Origin of the sequence: Novosphingobium rosa NBRC 15208, from assembly GCF_001598555.1 — a bacterium.
GTDB classification, from domain to species: Bacteria; Pseudomonadota; Alphaproteobacteria; order Sphingomonadales; family Sphingomonadaceae; genus Novosphingobium; species Novosphingobium rosa.
This window is the reverse complement of record NZ_BCZE01000045.1, coordinates 1-21694: the sequence shown is the minus strand read 5'-3', so window position 1 is coordinate 21694 and position 21694 is coordinate 1. Positions and strand designations below refer to the sequence as shown.

Sequence of the window (21694 nt, the reverse complement as noted above, 5' to 3'; positions counted from 1 at the left end):
CCGCGCCATGATCCAACTTCTTGCTTTCTATCTGTTCGCCACGCTGGTGATCGTCTCGGGCCTCGCCACGATCCTGGCCCGCAACCCGGTGCATTCGGTGCTGTGGCTGATCCTGGCCTTCTTCAACGCCGCGGGCCTGATGGTTCTGGTCGGCGCTGAATTCATCGCCATGCTGCTGGTCATCGTCTATGTGGGCGCCGTCGCGGTGCTGTTCCTCTTCGTGGTCATGATGCTCGACATCGACTTCGCCACGCTGCGGGCCGGTTTCGTGCAGAATGCCCCGCTTGGCCTGCTCATCGCGCTGGCGCTGGTCGCCGAGCTGCTGATCGGCACGGGCGCGGTCAAGTCCGGCGCTCTGGTGCTGGGCGTGGCCGACGGTCACGCTGGCAACGCCGAGGGCCTGTCGAACACCGCCGCCATCGGTGCGCTGCTTTACACGCGCTACATCTTCCTGTTCGAGGCTTCGGGCGTGATCCTGCTGGTCTCCATGATCGGCGCGATTGTGCTCACGCACCGCAAGCGTGGCGATGTGCGCACCCAGAACATCTCGAAGCAGGTCGCCCGCCGTCCCGAGGACGCGACTGTCAACCTCAAGCCCGTCAGCGGGCAGGGCGTCGAGCTGTAAGGAGACGACTGTGATTACGATCGGACATTACGTCTTCGTCAGCTCGGTGCTTTTCGTGCTGGGCGTGCTGGGGATCTTCCTCAACCGCAAGAACATCATCATCATCCTGATGGCGATCGAACTGATCCTGCTTTCGGTGAACATCAATCTGGTGGCCTTCAGCGCCTTCCTCCACGATCTCGTGGGCCAGATCTTCGCGATGTTCGTGCTCACCGTTGCGGCGGGCGAGGCAGCCATCGGTCTTGCCATCCTGGTGATCTACTTCCGTGGCCGCGGCACCATCGCCGTGGACGACGTCAACCGGATGAAGGGGTAAATCTTCGTGCATCCTATCCTCTTCATCGTCTTCGTGCCGCTTCTGGCGGCGGCGATTGCGGGCCTTGGCAACAAGGCGCTGGGCAAGATCCCGGCCAAGGTCATCACGACCGGCGGCCTGTTCCTGTCCTGCGCGCTGTCCTGGCCGATCTTCCTTTCCTTTCTGGGCGGCCATGCCGAACCCTCGGTGACTCCGGTCCTGAACTGGGTTCAGTCGGGCGGTCTGCAGTTCAACTGGGAACTGCGCGTCGATACGCTGACCGCCGTCATGCTGGTGGTCATCACCAGCGTGTCGAGCCTGGTCCACCTCTACAGCTGGGGCTACATGGATGAGGAGCCGGATCAGCCGCGCTTCTTCGCCTATCTCTCGCTGTTCACCTTCGCGATGCTGATGCTCGTCACGGCCAACAATCTGGTCCAGATGTTCTTCGGTTGGGAAGGCGTGGGTCTGGCCTCGTACCTGCTGATCGGCTTCTGGTTCCGCAAGCCTTCGGCTGGCGCTGCCGCCATCAAGGCTTTCGTGGTCAACCGCGTGGGCGATCTTGGCTTCATGATGGGCATCTTCGGCGTCTTCCTCGTCTTCAAGACGGTGTCGATCCCCGAGATTCTGGCCCATGCGCATGACTATGCCGGTTCGACCATCGGTTTCCTTGGCTACCGTGTCGATACGCTGACCGTGCTCTGCCTGCTGCTGTTCATCGGCGCGATGGGCAAGTCGGCGCAGCTGGGCCTGCACACCTGGCTTCCCGACGCCATGGAAGGCCCGACCCCCGTGTCGGCGCTGATCCACGCGGCCACCATGGTGACCGCCGGCGTGTTCATGGTCTGCCGCCTCTCGCCGCTCTTCGTCGAGAGCGAGACCGCGCTGCATGTCGTCACTTTCGTTGGCGCCGCCACCTGCTTCTTCGCCGCCACGATCGGCACGACGCAGTGGGACATCAAGCGCGTCATCGCCTATTCGACCTGCTCGCAGCTGGGTTACATGTTCTTCGCCGCTGGCGTGGGCGCGTTCGGCCCGGCCATGTTCCACCTCTTCACGCATGCCTTCTTCAAGGCTCTGCTGTTCCTGGGCGCCGGTTCGGTGATCCACGCCATGCATCACGAACAGGACATGCGTTACTATGGTGGCCTGTGGAAGAAGATCCCCTGGACTTTCGCGGCAATGATGGCGGGCACGCTGGCCATCACCGGCGTCGGCCTTGAGGAAATCGGCGGTTTCGCCGGCTTCTACTCGAAGGATGCGATCATCGAGGCCGCCTATGCCAAGGGCACCGGCTTGGGTCACTTTGCGGCCTGGATGGGCATCATCGCGGCGCTGCTGACCAGCTTCTATTCGTGGCGCCTGGTGTTCCTCACCTTCTTCGGCAAGCCGCGCTGGAACCAGTCGGAGCATATCCAGCATGCGGTGCATGACGCGCATGGCCATGACGATCACGGCCACGATCATGCCCATGGTCACGACGATCACCACGCTCACGGCCACAAGCATGATGATGACGGCACCGCCGGTTATCATCCGCATGAAAGCCCGCTGGTCATGATGATCCCGCTGGCGATCCTCAGCTTCGGCGCGGTCTTCGCGGGCGCGATCTTCCACCATGCCTTCACCGGCATCGAGGGAGCCCCCGAATTCTGGCGCGGCGCGCTGGTGTTCAACCATGAACTGGCTGAAGCCGCTGAGCATCTGCCGGAATCGATCAAGCTGGCTCCCTTCATCGTGATGCTGATCGGCGCGATCACCGCTTGGGTCTGCTATCTCAAGGTTCCCAGCATCCCCGCGGCCTTCGTCAAGGCGTTCAAGCCGCTGCACACCTTCGTCTACAACAAGTGGTTCTTCGACGAACTCTATGATTTCCTGTTCGTGCGCACGGCCTTCGCCCTGGGCAAGATCTTCTGGAAGAGCGACAAGGCTGTCATCGACGGGCTCGGCCCCGATGGCGCGGCCTGGGTGGTCGCCAAGGGTTCGGTGGGCGCACGCAAGGTGCAGTCCGGCTTCCTCACCAGCTATGCGCTGTGGATGCTGGTCGGCCTTGTGGCTGCGGTCACCTGGGTGTTGAAACATTAAAGGCATCAGCGACAGGGCACGCAAACAATGAACGGTTTTCCAATCCTTTCGCTGATGCTGGCGGTTCCGCTGGTCGCGGCCATCGCATGTCTCTTCGCTGATGCGAAGGGCGCGCGGTGGGTCGCGCTGGCGGCAACGCTGGTGGACTTTGTCCTCGGCATCATTCTCTGGACTCATTTCGAGGTGGGCGGCGCGCAGTGGCAGTTCCAGGAGAGCGTTCCGCTCTTCGCGGGCTTCAAATGGGCGCTGGGCATCGATGGCATCGCGCTGACGCTGATCGGCCTGTCGGTCCTGCTGATGCCGATCTGCATCGGCGCCAGCTGGCACGCGATCGAAAAGCGCGTGCCCGAATATATGGCCGCCTTCCTGCTGATCGAAACGCTGATGATCGGCGTGTTCACCGCGCAGGACATCTTCCTGTTCTACATCATGTTTGAAGCCGGCCTGATCCCGATGTATCTCATCATCGGCATCTGGGGCGGTGCGGATCGCATCTACGCCAGCTACAAGTTCTTCCTCTACACGCTGCTCGGCTCGGTGTTGATGCTGATTGCGATGATGTGGATGGTGAATGAGGCAGGCACCACCGATGTGCCCACCCTGATGGCCTACAACTTCCCCGTCGCCGCCCAGAAGTGGCTGTGGCTCGCCTTCTTCGCCAGCTTTGCGGTGAAGATGCCGATGTGGCCGGTCCACACCTGGCTGCCCGATGCCCACGTTCAGGCGCCGACCGCCGGTTCGGTCATTCTGGCTGGCGTGCTGCTGAAGATGGGTGGTTACGGTTTCATCCGCTTCAGCCTGCCCATGTTCCCCGAAGCCTCGGCCTATTTCGCGCCGTTGATCTGGGGTCTGTCGATCGTCGCCGTGGTCTACACCTCGCTGGTCGCTCTGGTGCAGACCGACATGAAGAAGCTGATCGCCTATTCGTCGGTGGCGCACATGGCCATCGTGACCGTGGGTCTCTTCGCCTTCAACCAGCAGGGTCTGGAAGGTTCGATCGCCGTCATGCTGGCGCATGGTCTGGTTTCGGGCGCGCTGTTCCTCTGCGTCGGCGTGATCTACGACCGCCTGCACACCCGCGAGATCGCCCGTTACGGCGGCCTGTCGATCAACATGCCGAAGTATTCGCTGTTCTTCATGTTCTTCACCATGGCGTCGGTCGGCCTGCCCGGCACCGCCAACTTCGTCGGTGAGTTCCTGTCGCTGGCCGGTATCTACCAGGCTTCGAGCTGGATCGCGCTGATCTCCACCACCGGCATCATTCTGGGTGCGGCTTACATGCTGTATCTCTACCGCCGCGTGGCTTTCGGTGAGCAGAAGAATGCCGATGCCGCCGCCATGCCCGACATCGACGCGCGCGAATGGCTGCTGTTGGCCCCGCTCGCCGCGCTGACGCTGTGGATGGGTGTCTATCCCGAAACCTTCATGGCGCCGGTGCATGCCGATGTCGCCCATCTCGACGCGCGCCTCGCCCAGGCCAAGCCCAAGGGCGACGCGCAGGTCACCGCCGGCCATCCCGAGGCCAAGGCGGAAGAAGCGCACGCTCAGGGGAGTGCTGAATAATGAATCTTCTCACATCCCTGGGCCTCGTGCTGAGCGAGGAAATGCTCAGCGGCATCGGTCTGCTTCTGCTGCTCGTCTCGGCATGGGGCGGCGACAAGGCGGCGCGGACGATCTCCTTCGCCTCGATCCTGGCGCTGGCCGCCGCGGCGGTTATGGCGGTGCCTTCGCTGATGCTGGGCCGCCACGGCATCGAGGTCTCGGCCTTCTCCGGCCAGTTCGCGCAGGACGGTTTTGCCTCCTACGCCAAGCTGCTGATCTATCTCTCCGCCGCCGTCACGCTGGTCGTGGCCCCCAAGTTCTTCGAGAAGGCGGGCACCTACCGCGCCGAATTCCCGATCCTGGTGCTGTTCGCGGCGCTGGGCATGGGGATCATGGTCTCGGCCACCGATATGCTGACGCTGTATATCGGTCTGGAAATGAACTCGCTGGCCTCTTACGTGCTGGCCGCCATGCTGCGCACCGATGAGCGTTCGGCCGAAGCCGGTCTGAAGTATTTCGTGCTGGGTTCGCTCGCCTCGGGCATCCTGCTCTTCGGCATCAGCCTGACCTATGGCTTCACCGGTTCGACCCAGTTCGACGCGATCCACACCGCTCTGGGCCATGGCATGTCCACCGGGGCGCTGTTCGGCATCGTCTTCGTGCTGGCTGGCCTGGCCTTCAAGATCAGCGCCGTGCCCTTCCACATGTGGACGCCCGACGTTTACGAAGGCGCCCCGACCCCCGTCACCACCTTCTTCGCCACTGCCCCCAAGGCGGCCGCTCTGGCCCTGACCATCCGCGTCGCTCTGGGTGCTTTCGGCACTCAGTCGGACGCCTGGCAGCAGATCGTGATGTTCGCCGCCATCGCCTCGATCGTGGTCGGCGCGCTGGGCGCCATCGGGCAGGGCAACATCAAGCGCCTGCTGGCTTACTCGTCGATCAACAACGTTGGCTTCATGCTGCTGGGTCTGGCGACGGGCACGGCGCAGGGTGGCTCGGCCATGCTGGTCTATCTGGCGATCTATGTGATCACCTCGCTGGTCAGCTTCGTCTCGGTGCTGATGCTGACCGATGCCGAGGGCAACCAGATTGAGCAGATCGCCGATCTGGCGGGTCTCTCGCGCGTGAAGCCGGGTCTGGCCGCGGCTCTGGCCATGGCGATGTTCAGCCTTGCCGGCATTCCGCCGCTGTTTGGCTTCTGGGGCAAGTTCGTGGTCTTCATGGCCGTGGTGAAGGCGGGCTATGTTCCGCTGGCCGCCCTCGGTATCGCTGCGAGCGTCATCGGCGCCTTCTACTATCTGAAGGTCGTCAAGGTGATGTTCTTCGATGAGCCCTCGGGCAAGATCGGTGGCAAGTGCGATCTGGTCTACACCGCCCTGGTGGCCATCGGCTGCGTGTTCCTCTCGCCGCTGGGTTATCTGCTGACCGGTCCGCTGGGCCGTCTGGCCGATACCGCCATCGCCAGCCTGATCCACTGAGATCTGATCTTTTGATCGAAACCGTCGCCGTCACCGGCTCGACCAACGCCGACCTTCTTGCAAGGCTGGCGGCGGGCGAGCCGCTGGGCGATGGTTTCTGGCTTGTCGCCCGGCGTCAAAACGCCGGGCGTGGTCGTTTGGGGCGCATCTGGAACGATGGCGCGGGCAATTTCATGGGCTCGGGCGTGGTGCGCTTGACACCAACCGACCCTCATGCCGGTTCACTGGCGCTGGTCGCCGGGCTGGCGGTGCATGAGGCGGTCGGGCCCTTCGTTCCGGCGCCCCATCGCGCCATGCTGAAATGGCCCAACGATCTGCTGGTCGATGGCGCGAAGATGGCCGGCATCCTGCTGGAGCGGGTCGGCGATGCGGTGGTGGTCGGTATCGGCGTCAATCTGGCGCAGGCCCCCAGCCTGCCGGATCGCGCCACCTGCGCGCTGGCCGATCTGGCGCCCGCGCCGGATGTGGATGCCTTTGCCCAAAGGCTGACATCGGCCTTTGCCGCGCAGCTGGCGCTGTGGCGCAGCTATGGTCTAGGCGCGCTGGTCAGCCGCTGGCAGGCTGCGGCCCATCCATCCGGCACGCCGCTTTCCGTGAGCGAACCCTCGGGCAGCACGCTGCAGGGGCTTTTTGCCGGTCTCGACGAGCAAGGGGCCTTGCGTCTGTCGCTGGCAGACGGCACCACGCGCATTATCCATGCGGGCGATATCAACCTCGCCTGATATAAAATTAGTCGACACAATCGCTTGAGGGGATTGCCATGCTGCTCGCCGTCGATGTCGGCAACACCAATGTCGTCTTCGCCCTGTTCGACGGGCTGACAATCAAGGCGCGCTGGCGCATCGCCACCGATCCGCGCCGCACCGCCGATGAATATGCCGTCTGGCTGATGCAGCTGCTCACCATCGAGGGCTACACGCGCGAGACGGTCGAAACCATCATCATCTCCACCGTGGTGCCGCGCGCGCTTCACAATCTGGAGGTGCTCTGCACCAAATATTTCAATGTCGAGCCGCTGATCGCCGGGCAGGGCGCCGCCGCTTACGGGATCGATATCGATGTCGACCAGCCCAAATCGCTGGGGGCGGATCGCGCCGTCAATGCCATCGGCGCCCATGCCAAATATCCCGGCGATCTGATCATCGTGGATTTCGGCACGGCGACCACCATCGATGCCATCGACTTCAACGGCGCCTACAAGGGCGGGATCATCGCTCCGGGGCTCAACCTGTCGCTCGATGCGCTGGTGGGCAACACCGCCAAGCTGCCGCGCATCGCCATTGCTCGGCCCGCCACTGAAAGCGTGATCGGCACCAACACCGAGGATCAGATGCTGATCGGCATCTATTGGGGCTATGTCTCGATGATGGAGGGGCTGATCGCGCGCATGCGCCACCAGATCGGCCGGCCCGCCAAGGTGGTGGCGACGGGCGGTCTGGCGGTGCTGTTCAACGGCCATCCGGGGCTTTTCGACGCGGTGGACCCCGACCTTACGCTTGACGGGCTGGCGCTTCTGGCCCAGCGCGCTGCAACACGTTAAATATCTCACGCGCCACCTTGCGCGGCCTGAAAGGACAAGACGCTGAAACCGGGTGACGAACTGCTATTTTGCGCGCTGGGGGGATCCGGCGAGATCGGCATGAACGTCAACCTCTATGGGTGCGACGGCAAATGGCTGATGGTCGATCTGGGCATGACCTTCAGCGGCAATGAATATCCCGGCATCGATCTGGTCTTCGCCGATCTGGATTTCATCGAGGAGCGCCGCAAGGATCTGCTCGGCGTGGTGCTGACCCATGCGCATGAGGATCACATTGGCGCGGTGCCCTATTTCGCCGCCGATCTGGGCGTGCCGCTTTATGCCACGCCGTTCACCGCCAAGCTGGTCGCCGCCAAACTGGACGAGGCCGGGCTGACCGATACGGTCGAACTGATCGTCATCGATCACCTCGACCGCTTTGCGCTGGGGCCTTTCGGCATCCGTTATGTGCCGCTGGCGCATTCCATCGCCGAGGGCAACGCCCTGCTGATCGACACGCCCTATGGCAAGGTCTTCCACACCGGCGACTGGAAGCTGGACAAGGAGCCACTGATCGGCCAGCCCGCCACGCCCGAGCAGCTCACCGCCATTGGCGACGAGGGCGTGCTGGCGGTGGTCTGCGACAGCACCAATGTCTTCAACCCCGAACCTTCGGGCAGCGAGGGCGATGTGGCGCGCGGGCTGATGGAGGAAATCAGCCGCCACAAGGGCAAGCGCGTGGTGGTCACCACCTTCGCCTCCAATGTGGCGCGTCTGAAAACGCTGGGCAAGGTGGCCAAGGCCACCAACCGGCAGCTCTGCGCCTCGGGCCGCTCGCTGGACCGGATCATCGCCAGCGCCAAGGCCTGCGGTTACCTCAATGACCTGCCCGATCTGATCGACGCCGACCATGCGATGGACCTGCCGCGCGGCGAGGTGTTGATCGTCGCCACCGGCGGCCAGGGCGAGCCGCGCGCCGCGCTGGCCCGCATCGCTGACGACAACCACCCGATCAAGCTCGACAAGGGCGATGTGGTGCTGTTCTCCAGCCGCCAGATCCCCGGCAATGAGATCCCCATCGGCAAGATCCAGAACCAGCTGGCCGGCAACGGGATCACCATCGTCACCGACCGGCAGAGCATGATCCATGTCTCCGGCCACCCCGGCCGCCCCGAGCTGGAAGAGCTTTATGGCTGGCTGCGGCCCGAGATCCTGGTGCCGGTGCATGGCGAGGTGCGCCATATGCGCGAGCAGGGCCGTGTCGGCAAAGCCAAGGGCATTCGCCATATCGTCAATCAGGTGAACGGCGATCTGGTGCGTCTGGCGCCGGGCAAGCCGGGCAAGTTCGACGAGGTGCGCCATGGCCGTCTGGTGCTGGACGGCGACATCATCGGGCCCGCCGATGGCGAGGCAGTGGTGATGCGCCGCCGTCTGGCCCATGCGGGCATCGTGGTGGTGGCGCTGGCCGGGCAGATCGGCAGCAAGAGCGGCCGCGTCCGGGTGGAAGGCATCGGCCTGCCGCTGGTGGAGGATTACGACCAGTTCGTTGAGGAAGCCATCGGCGATGTGGTGAAGGCCATCGGCAAGCTGAAGGGTGGCGACGCCCGTGACCGCGATGCCATCTCCGAGGCCGCGCGTCTGGCCGCGCGCCGCGCCGCGCTGCGCTGGTGCGGCAAGAAGCCTCAGGTCAAGGTGATGCTGCTGGAAGGTTGATCTCCCATGCGTTTGACGTCGATTGTTGCGATTTACCTGCTGTTCTGGGTGATGTCGGCGTTTCTGGTGATGCCCTTCGGCATCCGCACGCATGAGGAACAGGGCGAGGAGCTGGTCAAGGGGCAGGCCACCAGCGCCCCCGCCAACTTCCGCCCGGGTCGCGTGGCTCTGCGGGCCACGGCGTTGTCAGCGGTTCTGTTCGGCCTGTTCTATGCCAATCTGCAGTTCGGATGGGTGACGATTGACGATGTCAGTGTGATCCATCCGCCAGCCTCGCTGAAATCAGCGGGCTATTGAGCTACCCGACATCTGCGGCTGCTGCCTGTGGGAGCTTGCTTGCGTCGACGATCCCGAGCTGTCGTTGCCGCTCAAGGCGGGGCGCCTGGCTACATAGAAGCCGGAAGGGCGGGATGGCGGACAGCGATTGGCCCAACTGCTGACCAAAGCACCGCATCTTCACGGATAAGGCTGGCGCAGTACTGCTGCCCAGCCCCCTGCGATCAATTGCGCAGCCGCTCGATCGCCTGCGCCAGCGCCACATAAAGCTTGCCGACATCCGAGGACAGCAGAGTCACCCCCAGCGCATGGCCATCGCGCGTGGACAGCAACTGGCGCAGCAGCCCTTCGAAATCGTGGATGTAGCGGTTGACCTCCACTGCGAAATGCGGGTCGTTCTCATAGGTCGACAGCACCGATTTGGCCTCGGCATTGTCGAGCAGGCGCACCGCGCGGCGGGTGAAGATGCCCCGCTCACCGCGCAGATAGGCGGCCCATGCCGTTTCGCCCACTTCGGTATCCAAAGCCTTGGCGATATCGATGGCGCTGGAGTTCAGCGTCTCGGTGATGGAGGCCACGCGGCGGGCGAAATCATTGTCCACCTGCTCCTCGGCGCGGGCGCGGGCATCGCTGACGCGGCGCTCCAATCGGCCCGCCAGTTCATCGACGTGGCCCATCTGCAGCTTCAGCTGTACGGCGGCTTCCTTGGCCAGCCCGGCGGCATGGGCGGCGGATTGCTCAAGCTGCCCGGCGATTTCCGCGCTCTGGTTGCGCATAGCGCGCTCGATCACCGAGGCGCTGTCGGCGCCCAGCTTGGTGGCCAGCGTGGCGACGCGCTCCGCGCCCTCTTCCTCGATGGCGGTCACGGCCTGACGTGCGGCCTCGCCCAAAGCCTTGATGGCGCTGGCCAGCTCACCCTGAGCGCGCGCGCCCAGCTGCTCGCTGTCACGGTCCATCACCACCAGAGCGGCGCGCAGCGACGCCAAAGCCTCGCCATGGGCCGCCACGCGATCGTCCAGCCCGTCATGCAGCGTGCCCAGCGCATGGGTGGCGTTGGCGATGCGGGCTTCGGCGCTGGTGACATGCTCGGCCAGCGCTTCGCCCGAGGCGCGCGCCTTGGCCATATTTTCGGTGAGGGCGGCCACGCGGCCACCATAATCCGCCAGACGCGATTCGCTCTGCCCCAGCGACGCGGGCAGTTCCTGCGCGGTGTAGCGCGCGCTGGCCTGGATCAGCTCCAGCAGGCGCACGCTGGCCTCGGTCAAAGCGGTGACGCTGCTGTCGGCCTCGACAAGGCGGCGCTCCATCGCGTCCATGCGCTCGCTCATCGTGGTGATCGAGGCGCGGCTGCCTTCGCCGATCACCGTCAGGCGGGCATCCAGCGCCTCGTAACGCGCGGTGGCGACGCGGGCGGTCTCGCCCAGCGCCTGCGCCTGAGTCATCTGGTCGCGGGTGCGCTTCTCGATCTGGCCGTCCATATCGCGCAGCTGGCTCTCGATGCGTTCGATCACGGCCTGCCATTCGGTCAAGGCGCTGGCCTCGCTCTCGCGCAGTGCGCGCGCCACCGTGGCGGTTTCATCGCGCAGGCCCGACAGACGCGCGCGCAGCGAGGTCAGGCTTTCGGCCTCCTCATTGTCCAGTTGGGCACGGGTGGCGGCGATTTCCTCGTTCAGCGTGGCGGAACGGCGGCGCAACGTGTCGCGCGCCTCTTCCTCATGCTTCTCCAGATCCATGGCGAAGCCCTGCGAGCGCTTGTCCAGCGCCTCGAACTGGTCATCGATCGAGCCGAGCAGCTGGCTGACGCGCCCGTCCAGCTCGGCCATCGTCTGCTCCACGCCTTCGCGCAGGCTCAGCACCTGCCGCTCGCTGGCGGCGCCGAAATCGTTCAGGCGGTTGAGGCCATAGACCATGTCCTGCAGATGCGCCTGAGCCACCCGCCCGGTGTTGGCGATGTTGTTGGCCAGATCCTTGGTGGAGTTGCTGATCACCGGCAGATGCTCGCGCAGGCGCTCCATATTGCCCATGGCGGCGTCGCTGACGGTGCTGATCACCTCCAGCCCCGAGGCATTGTCACGCACCAGCCCGGCCAGATGATCGCCATGTTCACGCAGGCGCTCCACCGTCTGGCGGCCCAGCGAATCGAGATCGCGCGATTGGGCGGCGATAAAATCGCGCGCGAGGCTCAGTTCGCGGTTCATCGCGGCCAGCCGCTCTTCCAGCGCGAGGGATTCGCCGCGCAGGGTGCGCGCGGCATCGCCCATGCGCAGCGCCGAGCGGGTGCCGCCCATCTGCAGGGCATAGGCCAGCATGCCCAGCAGCACGGCGGGGCCGCTCCACAAGGCGATCAGCATCACCGCGGTGGTGGGCAGCAGATTGGCCTCGCCCCGGTTGATCCAGACGAAGGCGCCGGTCCACACCGCCAGCAGCGCCAGCGCCAGAATCGGCAGCACCGGGCGGCGCGGAGCGGCAGGCGAATCGCTCTCCTCCACCTCATCCTGCCAGCTGGCGGCCGGTGCGGGCATATCGAAGGCATCGTCGCTCAGTGCCGAGAGATGCGCAGCTTCCCGCGCTTCCTCGCCCTTGCTGATCGTCTGATCCCCCAAAGCTGCCTCGCCTTCCGCCGCAGCGGCTGCGCTGTCTTGTCTCGATGCCATGGCGCGGACGATAGCACGAAAGAGGCGACGTTAAACCGGTCTTCACCCTTAGGCGGTTATGATTCCCTTTATGGCCTATGAAGCAGGAGCTCTCGACGCGACCATCGCCGCCGCCGCAGGTGACGATCAGGCGCTGTTTCTTGAACTGCGCGGCGCCTTTCTGGACAGTCTGACGCGCCAGATCGACCTGCTGCGCCGCGCTCGTTGCGACGCCAATTGGGAGATCGCCGCGCTGCGCCTGCACGGGCTTGGCTCCAGCTTTCAGGCCTGGCCGCTGATCTCGCTGGCCGATGAGGCGCTGCATTCGGCGCCGGGCGAGCCGGTGGTGATCCGCAAGCTGCAGGCCTTCGCGCAGGATTTCGCCGGGGCCTGATCGGCGCAAGGGGTTGGTGGGCAATCTTCTTGCCAATGTTTCTTGCCAATGTTTCTTGGCACTCCGCCCGCCCTCCTTTACATACCCCTGATCCCCATTCCCCGGGACGTTTTTGCGGAGAGCCCGGCTGCGTATCGCCCTGCTATCATTGGTTGAACCGACAGGGCCCGATCACAGTGGGCAGCCTGCTGCGACTGCCGTGGGCGCGCTGCGCGTGGGCGGCATGTCTCTGGCGCGGCATCAGCTGGGCCTTGCGCTGGCGCTGGGCTGCGAACGGATCATCTGCGCGACGGGCCCGCATGAGCCCGAAATGCCCGTGCTGCGTCAGGCGGCGGAGGATGCCGGGGCCTCCTTCCATGCGGTGCCGGGGGTGCGCGGCATGCTCGGGCTGGTCTCGGTGGCGGACGATGTGATCGCCTTTGCCGAGGGGCTGCTGGTGCTGCCCGAACTGATGCTGCCGCTGATCGGGGACGGGCCCTGCGTGCTGTCCCAGCCCATCGAGATCGGCCTGGCCGCCGGTTTCGAGAGGCTGGATATCAACCATGCTTCGGCGGGCGCGTTGCGCGTGCCGGGTCGCCTGATCGAGCGTCTGGCCGGCGTGCCCGACGATGCCGATCCCTTCTCGATTCTTCAGCGCGTGGCGCTGCAATCGGGCATCGGTCAGCGCGTGCTGCCCGGCGCCGCGCTGGAGCCCGGCCATTGGCAACTGGTCCACAATGACGAGCAAGCCCATGCCGTGGAAGAGGGCTGGTTCCGTCTGCACACCAGGGATGGCGGCGCACAGGGCCTGTCCGGGCGGATTGCGCGGCGCGGGGTGCGGCTGCTCGGGCCGGCGCTGCTCCATGCGGGCAGCGGCGGCACGGTGGTGGCGCTGGCGGGCGGAGTGCTGTGCGCGCTGGCGCTGGTGACGGGCTGGTTCTCGCTCATCGTGGCAGGCTGCGTGCTGGCGGCGGCGGCCTGGGTGTTGTTTCTCTCCGCCTCGCTGTTCGGGCGGGTGGAGCGGCGTTCGCTGCGTCTGGCCCGGCCCCGGCTGGCGCCGATGCGGGTCTATGGCGGCGCCTTGGATGCCACGCTGCTGCTGCTGCTGCTGTGGAACGAAAGCCCGCGCATGGGGCAGGAACTGGCCTATCGCGCCTTTGCCCCGGCGGTGCTGCTGGGGCTGCTGCGCCTCGCCTCGGCGCTGATGCCGCCCGAGCGCGCCGCATGGGTCAGTGATCGCGCCTTGCTGGCGGTGGTGCTGGGCGCGGCATCGCTGGCGGGTTGGCTGGATGGTGCGATCCTGGCGCTGGCGCTGCTCTATCTGGGGCTGGCGCTAAATGCCGTGCATCGCGCGTCACAGCTAACATCAGCTTAACCTTGTTGCGCTAGGCCGGAACCCATGCGACCCGCGCCAACAGAACAGAAAGACCCCGTCGAGGCAGGCTTGCGCGCGGAACTGGCGCGTGGGGATGGCCTTGCTTCGGGTGTCGGGCCGGTGTTGCGCCACCTGCTGGTCCATGATGACCGCGAATTCTTCGCCGACGATGTGGTGGCCGCCCTGCGCGGCATGATTGCCGATGCCGCCGCGCAGCTGGCGCCTGAGGATGCGCTGGACGCCGACAGCGCCGCTCTGGTGGATGTGCCGGGCCTTGTGCCGCTGGCCCATGCGCTGGCGCTGGAAACCCATGTGACGCGGCGCTTGCAGGAGGTGCAGGGCCTCGACCCCGTGCTGTCGCCGCTGCTTCAGGCGCTGATCGCCTCCACCGATGGCGAGACCTCGGCGCTGGCGATGCAGGTGCTGGCGGCGCAGGCGCGCTTCGTCCAGCAGCAGCGCCGGATGCAATGGCCGCTGCGCGAATGGCCGGCCGAACTGCTTCACGGCGCGTTGCTGGCGGCTGACGCCAAGTCCGATCATCACGCCGCTTTGCGCGCCGATTACAATGAGGCGGCCACCCGCCTCGGCCTGCTCTCGCGCCTGATCGGGGCGATGGGGCCGGGCGCGCTGGCCGCGCTGGACCTTTCCCATGCCGGCGTGGCGCTGTTTGCCAGCGCGCTGGCCCATGCCAGCGGGCAGAATCGCGCGCAGGCCCTGCTCTCGCTGCTCTCGCGCCACAAGGCCCGACTGGTGCTGGCGCTGCGTGCCGGAGGCCTCACCACCAGCGGTATCGAGGCGGTGCTGATCGCCCTGCACCCCGGCGTGATCCTGCCCGAGGGGCTGGGGCGCATCACACCCGATCGCGCCGCCGCCTTGCTGAGGGAGGGCTAAGGCCATGGATATGTCCGAAAGCGTTCTCGCCCGCGCGCATAGCGATGCGCATGACCAGATGATTGCCGCGGACGAGCCGCTGGCGGGCCTGCAACTGCGCTGCGGCGGCGCGCTGCCGGGCCCCATTGCTATCCCCGAATTGCAGGAGGTGGTCGCCAAGGCGCGCCGTTTCGGTCTGAAACTGGCCCGCGCCATCACCGCTCAGGACGGCCATGACGTGATCCGCGCCTGGGTCGAGGTGCAGCCCCGTCCCGGTCCAAACCATGAGGGCGGCTGCGACATCGTGCTGCGCCATTGGCAAAGCTCGCCGCTGCCCGCAGAAAACGCCGACCTCACCCTGCGCCGCCGCGCCGAAATCGACCGCGCGCTGGCCGAAATGACCGTCCGCCTCGACGCGCGCCAGAACGTGCTGGCCGTCACCTGCGACGGCGGCGATCTGGCCGAGGCCGCCGCCCGCCTGCGCGCCGCCACCGGTCATCCATGGACTGATGTGGTGACCATTCCCGGCAGCACGCACCGGCAACCCTTGCATTGGCGCTTGCTCGATGGCGCCAGCGTGGACCTGCCGGGCTCCGCCCGCCGCTGGCGCGCCACGCTGATCCCCACCGGCCTGAGCCCCGTGACCGCGCGCGGCGCCGAGCCGGGCGGTTTCGACCTCTGCCTCACCTCCGATACGCCCGCCCCGCTGCATCGCCCCGCGCCTGCCGCCGCGCAGCCTGTCGAGCGCTCGGTGATCGGCAGCGATCTGGCGCCGGTGCTGCGCCAGCCCATCGCCCGCATCATCGCCAATGCCGAGACGATCCGCACCCGCCTCGCCGGGCCGCTGTCCGAGGATTACACCCGCTACGCCGCCGATATCGCCGCGGCGGGCGAGCATCTGATGGGGCTGGTGGACGATCTAGCCGATCTCGACGTGATCGAGGCCGAAGGCTTCTCGACCATCGCCGACACCATCGATCTGGCCGATGCCGCCCGCCGCGCTGCGGGTATCCTTTCGATGCGCGCGCGCGAAAAGGGCATCACCATCAGCGCCCCCGCGCTGGATGTGACTTTGCCCGCCGTGGCCGAGTTCCGCCGGGTTTTGCAGATTCTGCTGAATTTGATCGGCAATGCCATCCGCTACAGCCCGGACAATTCGACGATCATCGTCGATCTCTCCCGCGATGAAGGCTTCGCCCGCGTGGCCATCGCGGATCAGGGCCCGGGCCTGTCGCCCGAGGACCAGCCGCGCATTTTCGAGAAATTCGAGCGCCTTGGCCGCAGCGGAGATGGCGGATCGGGGCTGGGCTTGTACATTTCCCGTCGTCTGGCGCGGGCGATGGGGGGTGAACTGTCGGTCGTTAGCGCCAAGGGCGAGGGGGCTTGCTTCCTGCTGGATGTTCCGGCGGGGGGTGAAGGGATTTAAGGGAAGATGCGAGGGGGTTACCCCCTCGCGCTCCCATGACGTCTTCCGACGCAAGGGCGGTGACGCCGAAATGATGTGCACCAGCTCTCCACCAGCATCACCTAAGGCGGCCGCAGGCATCAAATCCCCTGCCTGCGGCGCGGCGATGTCGTTTTACACCCAATAAAGGGATTGCAAAGGGCAATGGCCCTTTGCCCGCCGGAGGCAAACGTCTTTTCCAAACCCAAAACAAAAGCGCGAGAGGTTTCCCCCTCGCGCCTTCATATTCAGCGTAATCGCAGAAATCAGCGCTTGCTGATGTCCACGTAATCGCGCTCCGTCGGCCCGGTGTAGAGCTGGCGGGGGCGGCCGATCTTCTGGCCTGGATCGGAGATCATTTCGTTCCACTGCGCCACCCAGCCCACGGTGCGCGCCAGGGCGAACAGCACGGTGAACATCTCGGTCGGGAAGCCGATGGCCGAGAGGATGATGCCCGAATAGAAGTCCACGTTGGGGAAGAGCTTCTTTTCGATGAAGTAGGGATCGTTCAGCGCGATCTCTTCCAGACGCAGCGCGGTCTCGAACACGGGATCCTGCACGTTGAGCGCCTCGAACACCTCGCGCACGGTCTTCTGCATCACGGTCGCGCGGGGATCGCGGTTCTTGTAGACGCGGTGACCGAAGCCCATCAGACGGAACGGATCGTTCTTGTCCTTGGCGCGGTCGATGTAGTGCTGGATCTTGTCGGGCGTGCCGATCTCGCGCAGCATGTTGAGCGCCGCTTCGTTCGCGCCGCCATGGGCCGGGCCCCACAGGCAGGCGATGCCCGCCGCGATGCAGGCGAAGGGGTTGGCGCCCGAGGAACCGGCCAGACGCACGGTGCTGGTCGAGGCGTTCTGCTCGTGGTCGGCGTGCAGGATGAAGATGCGGTCCATCGCCTTTTCGACGGCGGGGACGACTTCATACTCCTCGGCGGGGACGCCGAAGGTCATCTTCAGGAAGTTGCCGGCGTAGGACAGCTTGTTGTCGGGATAGACGAAGGGCTGGCCGACCGAATACTTGTAGGCCATCGCCGCGATGGTGGGCACCTTGGCGATCAGGCGGTGGGCGCTGATCTTGCGCTGCTCGGGATCGGCGATGTCGGTCGAATCGGGATAGAAGGCCGACAGCGCGCCCATCACGCCGACCATCACCGCCATCGGGTGAGCGTCGCGACGGAAGCCGCTGAAGAAGCTGGTCAGCTGCTCATGCACCATGGTGTGGCGGCTGATGGTGTGGGTGAAGCCCGACAGCTCGTCCTTGCTGGGCAGCTCGCCGTTCAGCAGCAGGTAGCAGGTCTCCATGAAGGAGCTGTTTTCCGCCAGCTGGCCGATGGGATAGCCGCGGTGCAGCAGGACGCCTTCGTCACCGTCGATGTAGGTCAGCGCGCTTTCGCAGCTGGCGGTCGAAGTGAAGCCCGGGTCATAGGTGAAGGCGCCGGTCTGGCCGTAGAGCTTGCGGATGTCGATCACATCCGGCCCGACGGTGCCCTTCAACACGGGAGCTTCAACCTCCGTGCCGCCAAGATTGATTTTGGCGAGATCAGCCACAACAGTTCTCCTTAACTGTGCCCTGCCGTGACGCTGCTTGCCTGTGCCGCAATGCGGGCCAGGCTTTCGTCACGACCGAGCAGAACCAATACGTCGAAAATACCGGGCGAGGTGCCCTGGCCCGTCAGCGCCGCGCGCAGCGGCTGAGCCAGCTTGCCAAGCCCCAGATTGAGGTCGGCGGCCATGGCTTTCAGGCGGGCCTCCAGCGGTTCGATGGCCCATTCGGCCTCGCCCGCGAATGTTTCGTGGATCTGGCCCAGCAGTGCGCGCGCATCCTCGGTGAGCAGGCTTTCGGCCTTGGCGTCGAGGGGCAGGGGGCGCTGGGCGAAGAGGAAACCGGCGCCCTGCGCCAGCTCGTTCAGATCCTTGGCGCGCACCTTCAGCACCGGCATGGCGCGGGTGAGCAGGTCCATGTCCACCGTTTCGGCGGTCACCTTCGGGGCGACCAGCGCGGCAAGCCGGGCATCGTCGGCCTCACGGATGTAATGGCCGTTGAGGTTCTCCAGCTTCTTCATGTCGAAGCGCGAGGCACCCTTGTTGACATTGGCGATGTCGAACCACTCGATGGCCTGCTCGCGGCTGATGATTTCCTCATCGCCATGGCCCCAGCCCAGACGCAGCAGATAGTTGAACACGGCTTCCGGCAGCAGGCCCATCTCGTCGCGATAGGCGTCCACGCCCAGCGCGCCGTGGCGCTTGGAGAGCTTGGCGCCATCCGAGCCGTGGATCAGCGGGATATGGGCGTAGATCGGGTCTTCCCAGCCACCCTCGATGGCATGCATCGCGCGGATGATGACCAGCTGGCGGAAGGCGTTGTTGAGATGGTCGTCGCCGCGGATCACATGGGTGACGCCCATGTCATGGTCGTCCACCACCACGGCGAGCATATAGGTCGGCGTGCCATCCGAGCGCAGGATGACGAAATCATCGAGCTCGGCGTTGGCGACGGTGACATCGCCCTGCACACGGTCAGGGATGGTCACCTCGCCCTCGCGGGGCGCCTTGACGCGCACCACATAGGCCTTGCCTTCTGGCCACTGGGCCGGGGTGGCATCGCGCCATTCGGAGACGACGCGGAATGGGCGCTTTTCGGCAGCGGCGGCCTCGCGGCGCGCGGCCAGCTCTTCCTGCGTGAGATAGCAGCGATAGGCATGGCCCGAATCGAGCAGCCGCGCGGCGACCTGCGCATGGCGGTCTGAACGCGCGAACTGGAAGACGGGGGCCTCATCGCCGCCCAGGCCGAGCCAGTTCAGACCATCGAAGATCGCCTCGATCGCGGGCTCGGTCGAGCGCGCGCGGTCGGTATCCTCAATGCGCAAGAGGTATTTTCCCCCATTGGCGCGCGCATAAAGCCAGTTGAAAAGAGCGGTGCGAGCCCCACCGATATGCAGATAACCGGTGGGAGAAGGCGCGAAACGGGTGACGACAGGCCGGTTTTCGACGGAAGAAGTGACAGTCGCGCCATCCTTGGCCACGCCATCACCGTTCACGTCAACACTTGCCATTCACTCGTCCTTCCTGTCACTCTGCCCATCTATGGCCAGCCGCTTCGGCATCACCATAAAGCTCACCATTGGCGGGCTCACTTTTCGCGCCCCGCGCTTACGGCGCCTGTGGGGCGCCGCTGCATTGCAACACGGCCATAGGACCAGCGGCGCGATCTTGTCCAGCCTTGCCTTGCGGGCAGAACATTTTCTGAACGATGCCGGAGCGGATCGCTGGCCGTGGCTGGCCGTGGGGGTTGGCGGTGGCATAGGCCTGTGGTTCGTGCTTGCCAATGGCTGGCTTTGGTGTGGCGTACTGGCCTTTGGTCTGGGGTTGGCGGCCTTGGCCTGGCTGCTTCCCGCAGTTTCCTATGGCTATGTGCGTGCCGCCTTGATCGGCATGGGGCTGGCTGTGGCGGCGGGTTGCGGCCTGATCTGGGCGAAATCGGCGCTGGTGGGCACGCCCGCCATCGTCCAGCCGATGGCGCCGGTGATCACCGCCCGTGTGATGGACCGCTATGCCCAGCCCGCCGACCACCGCCTGCGCGTTGAACTGGCCTTTGCCGAGCCGGGCAGCAACCGCCCGATTCTGGCGCGACTCTCCATGCCCGACAGCGCCGACCGCCCCGGCCTGACCGAAGGCGCGGTTGTGCGCCTGCGAGCAAGGCTGATGCCGCCGGGCGCCCCGCAACTGCCCGGCGGCTACGACGCAGCGCGCGCGGCATGGTTCGACGGCGTGGCGGCGACGGGCACGGTGATCGGCCCGGTGACGGTGGTGAGCCCTGCGCCGGGCGATTCGTGGCTGGCCCGGGCGCGCCATGCTCTGGCCGACCATGTACGATCCCGCGTGGCGGGCCCGGCGGGCGGCATCGCGGCGGCCTTCGCCAGCGGCGACCGGGGTGGCATTCCTGTCGCGGATGAGGATGCCATGCGCGACTCGGGGCTGACGCATCTGCTGTCGGTCAGCGGTTTGCATGTCAGCGCGGTGATCGCCGGGGTCTATGTGTTGGCGATCAGGCTGCTGGCGCTGTTCCCATGGCTGGCGCTGCGGGTGCGCCTGCCGCTGGTGGCGAGCGGCTGCGGCGGACTGGCGGGTATCCTGTACACGCTGCTGACGGGCGCTCAGGTGCCCACGGTGCGTTCGGTGCTGGGGGCGCTGCTGGTGATGGTGGGGCTGGCGTTGGGCAGGCAGCCCTTCACGGTGCGGCTGCTGGCGGTGGGGGCGCTCTGCACCATGCTGCTGTGGCCCGAGGCGGTGATCGGCCCCAGCTTCCAGATGAGTTTCGGTTCGGTGCTGGCGCTGGTGGTGCTGCATGATTGCGCGCCGGTCCGCGCCTTTCTGGCCCCGCGCGAGGAGGGTTGGTGGGTGAGGATGTCGCGCCATCTGGCGATGATCCTGCTGGCGGGGATGGTGATCGATCTGGCGCTGATGCCGATTGCCCTGTTCCATTTCCACCGGGCGGGGATTTATGGCTCGCTGGCCAATCTGGTGGCCATTCCGCTGACGACCTTTGTGTCCATGCCCGCCATCGCGCTGGGGTTGGCGTTGGATCTGGTGGGAGCGGGCGGCCCGGCGTGGTGGGTGTGCGGGCAATCGCTCGACCTGCTGCTGGCCATCGCGCGTTGGACAGCGGCGCGGCCCGCTTCGGTGACGCTGATGCCCGCGATGGATGGCGGGCGCTTCCTGCTGTTTGTCGGCGGCATGCTATGGCTGGCGCTGTGGCACGGGCGGGCGCGGCTTTGGGGGCTGGTCCCGGCTTTGCTCGCCATCGTTTCGCTGGCTTGGCTGCACCCGCCCGATGTGCTGATCACGGGTGACGGCAAGAACATCGGCATCACCGGCATTCCGGGCCGGGCTTTGCTGATCCTGGGCGAAAGCAAGGGAGGCCGCATGGGCGAGTCCATGCTGGAGACTGCCGGACTGACGGGCCCGGTCACGCCTCTGGCGACATGGCCCGGAGCGCATTGCACCGAGGGCTTTTGCGCCCTGGATCTGGACCGTGCCGGACGGCGCTGGCGACTGCTGATCGCGCGCGGCAAAGGCGAGCCCAAGCCTGCCGAACTGGCCCAGGCCTGCGCCGGGAGCGACATCGTGGTGGCGCCCGACAAGCTGTATGGCCCATGCCACCCCAGATTGCTCAAGGCCGACCGCAGCCTGTTGTTGCGCAGCGGCGGACTGGCGCTGGATCTGGAGCATCGCAGCGTGACGACAGTGGCCCAAACTGCCGGAAACCACCACTGGTGGCGGGCGCCGCATCGAGCGCCGCGCGAGGCGGCGGAGCCGTGAGGTTGCGATTGCTCGTGAGCGTGGGCGACCGGGGCAAAGGCGATAAGGACATCAGCCGATACGGCGCCAAACTGATGCCAAAAGCGACAACATTGGAACAGGCTCGCGCCGCATGGGCTATGCCAAACGGCTTAGCCCATGCGGC

At 65.8% G+C, this 21694-nt stretch carries 17 protein-coding genes; 14 read left to right on the top strand and 3 right to left on the bottom strand.

All coding sequences use genetic code 11. The features are described 5' to 3' along the window. The first annotated feature begins 7 nt into the window (after positions 1-7). The 9 genes from SR3_RS17565 to SR3_RS17525 are packed head-to-tail and all read left to right on the top strand — an operon-like array spanning position 8 to position 9554. Complete coding sequence (locus SR3_RS17565; RefSeq protein WP_068089101.1) at positions 8-625, top strand: NADH-quinone oxidoreductase subunit J; 618 nt, start codon at positions 8-10, stop codon at positions 623-625. A gap of 10 nt (positions 626-635) precedes the next feature. Further along, entirely contained in the window at positions 636-941 is a 306-nt protein-coding gene (nuoK, locus tag SR3_RS17560; RefSeq protein WP_068089098.1) for an NADH-quinone oxidoreductase subunit NuoK, read from the top strand. Between the two features lie 6 nt (positions 942-947). Beyond that, the gene (gene nuoL / locus SR3_RS17555; protein WP_068089095.1) at positions 948-3005 is read left to right on the top strand and encodes an NADH-quinone oxidoreductase subunit L; all 2058 of its coding nucleotides are present in this window, start codon (positions 948-950) and stop codon (positions 3003-3005) included. 27 nt (positions 3006-3032) lie between these two features. Then, a complete protein-coding gene (locus SR3_RS17550) occupies positions 3033-4568 on the top strand; it encodes an NADH-quinone oxidoreductase subunit M (protein WP_068089093.1) in 1536 nt (511 codons plus the stop codon). Further along, positions 4568-6025, top strand: a complete 1458-nt coding sequence (gene nuoN / locus SR3_RS17545; RefSeq protein WP_068089090.1) for an NADH-quinone oxidoreductase subunit NuoN — start codon at positions 4568-4570, stop codon at positions 6023-6025. The genes SR3_RS17550 and nuoN overlap by 1 nt, the downstream gene beginning before the upstream one ends. Before the next feature lie 11 nt (positions 6026-6036). Then, positions 6037-6747 (top strand): biotin--[acetyl-CoA-carboxylase] ligase, encoded by a 711-nt coding sequence (locus tag SR3_RS17540; RefSeq protein ID WP_068089087.1) that lies wholly within the window; start codon positions 6037-6039, stop codon positions 6745-6747. A 38-nt stretch (positions 6748-6785) separates the two neighbouring features. Next, on the top strand, positions 6786-7565 hold the full coding sequence (locus tag SR3_RS17535; RefSeq protein ID WP_068089084.1) for a type III pantothenate kinase: 780 nt from the start codon (positions 6786-6788) through the stop codon (positions 7563-7565). Positions 7566-7607: 42 nt separating this feature from the next. Continuing rightward, a complete protein-coding gene (locus SR3_RS17530) occupies positions 7608-9257 on the top strand; it encodes a ribonuclease J (protein WP_068089082.1) in 1650 nt (549 codons plus the stop codon). Between the two features lie 6 nt (positions 9258-9263). After that, complete coding sequence (locus SR3_RS17525; protein WP_068089078.1) at positions 9264-9554, top strand: DUF1467 family protein; 291 nt, start codon at positions 9264-9266, stop codon at positions 9552-9554. Positions 9555-9757: 203 nt separating this feature from the next. On the opposite strand, the gene SR3_RS17520 is transcribed toward SR3_RS17525, so the two are convergent. Next, positions 9758-12187, bottom strand: coding sequence for a coiled-coil domain-containing protein (locus SR3_RS17520; RefSeq protein WP_157098929.1), 2430 nt, complete (start codon positions 12185-12187; stop codon positions 9758-9760). A 70-nt stretch (positions 12188-12257) separates the two neighbouring features. On the opposite strand from SR3_RS17520, the gene SR3_RS17515 reads away from it, so the two are divergent. The 4 genes from SR3_RS17515 to SR3_RS17500 all read left to right on the top strand — a co-directional run bounded on the left by SR3_RS17515 (position 12258) and on the right by SR3_RS17500 (position 16210). Next, positions 12258-12560: a hypothetical protein gene (locus SR3_RS17515; RefSeq protein ID WP_068089211.1), complete on the top strand. Its 303-nt coding sequence runs from the start codon at positions 12258-12260 to the stop codon at positions 12558-12560. A gap of 199 nt (positions 12561-12759) precedes the next feature. Continuing rightward, positions 12760-13914 (top strand): hypothetical protein, encoded by a 1155-nt coding sequence (locus tag SR3_RS17510; RefSeq protein ID WP_068089072.1) that lies wholly within the window; start codon positions 12760-12762, stop codon positions 13912-13914. 24 nt (positions 13915-13938) lie between these two features. After that, complete coding sequence (locus SR3_RS17505; RefSeq protein WP_157098928.1) at positions 13939-14805, top strand: hypothetical protein; 867 nt, start codon at positions 13939-13941, stop codon at positions 14803-14805. Between the two features lie 4 nt (positions 14806-14809). Beyond that, complete coding sequence (locus SR3_RS17500; protein WP_068089066.1) at positions 14810-16210, top strand: sensor histidine kinase; 1401 nt, start codon at positions 14810-14812, stop codon at positions 16208-16210. 284 nt (positions 16211-16494) lie between these two features. Here SR3_RS17500 and gltA read toward each other — a convergent pair whose 3' ends face one another. Both gltA and gltX read right to left on the bottom strand, forming a co-directional pair. Then, positions 16495-17778: a citrate synthase gene (gene gltA / locus SR3_RS17495; protein WP_068089063.1), complete on the bottom strand. Its 1284-nt coding sequence runs from the start codon at positions 17776-17778 to the stop codon at positions 16495-16497. A gap of 11 nt (positions 17779-17789) precedes the next feature. After that, positions 17790-19283 (bottom strand): glutamate--tRNA ligase, encoded by a 1494-nt coding sequence (gene gltX / locus SR3_RS17490; RefSeq protein ID WP_068089060.1) that lies wholly within the window; start codon positions 19281-19283, stop codon positions 17790-17792. 157 nt (positions 19284-19440) lie between these two features. Here gltX and SR3_RS17485 point away from each other — a divergent pair, with 157 nt between their 5' ends. Next, entirely contained in the window at positions 19441-21549 is a 2109-nt protein-coding gene (locus tag SR3_RS17485; RefSeq protein ID WP_245653968.1) for a ComEC/Rec2 family competence protein, read from the top strand. The last annotated feature ends 145 nt before the right edge of the window (positions 21550-21694 follow it).

Coding starts and splice junctions, on each gene's coding strand:
- SR3_RS17565 (WP_068089101.1), top strand. CDS start 8: ATGATCCAACTTCTTGCTTTCTATCTGTTCGCCACGCTGGTGATCGTC.
- SR3_RS17550 (WP_068089093.1), top strand. CDS start 3,033: ATGAACGGTTTTCCAATCCTTTCGCTGATGCTGGCGGTTCCGCTGGTC.
- nuoN (WP_068089090.1), top strand. CDS start 4,568: ATGAATCTTCTCACATCCCTGGGCCTCGTGCTGAGCGAGGAAATGCTC.
- SR3_RS17535 (WP_068089084.1), top strand. CDS start 6,786: ATGCTGCTCGCCGTCGATGTCGGCAACACCAATGTCGTCTTCGCCCTG.
- SR3_RS17525 (WP_068089078.1), top strand. CDS start 9,264: ATGCGTTTGACGTCGATTGTTGCGATTTACCTGCTGTTCTGGGTGATG.
- SR3_RS17520 (WP_157098929.1), bottom strand. CDS start 12,187: ATGGCATCGAGACAAGACAGCGCAGCCGCTGCGGCGGAAGGCGAGGCA.
- SR3_RS17515 (WP_068089211.1), top strand. CDS start 12,258: ATGGCCTATGAAGCAGGAGCTCTCGACGCGACCATCGCCGCCGCCGCA.
- SR3_RS17505 (WP_157098928.1), top strand. CDS start 13,939: ATGCGACCCGCGCCAACAGAACAGAAAGACCCCGTCGAGGCAGGCTTG.
- SR3_RS17500 (WP_068089066.1), top strand. CDS start 14,810: ATGGATATGTCCGAAAGCGTTCTCGCCCGCGCGCATAGCGATGCGCAT.
- gltX (WP_068089060.1), bottom strand. CDS start 19,283: ATGGCAAGTGTTGACGTGAACGGTGATGGCGTGGCCAAGGATGGCGCG.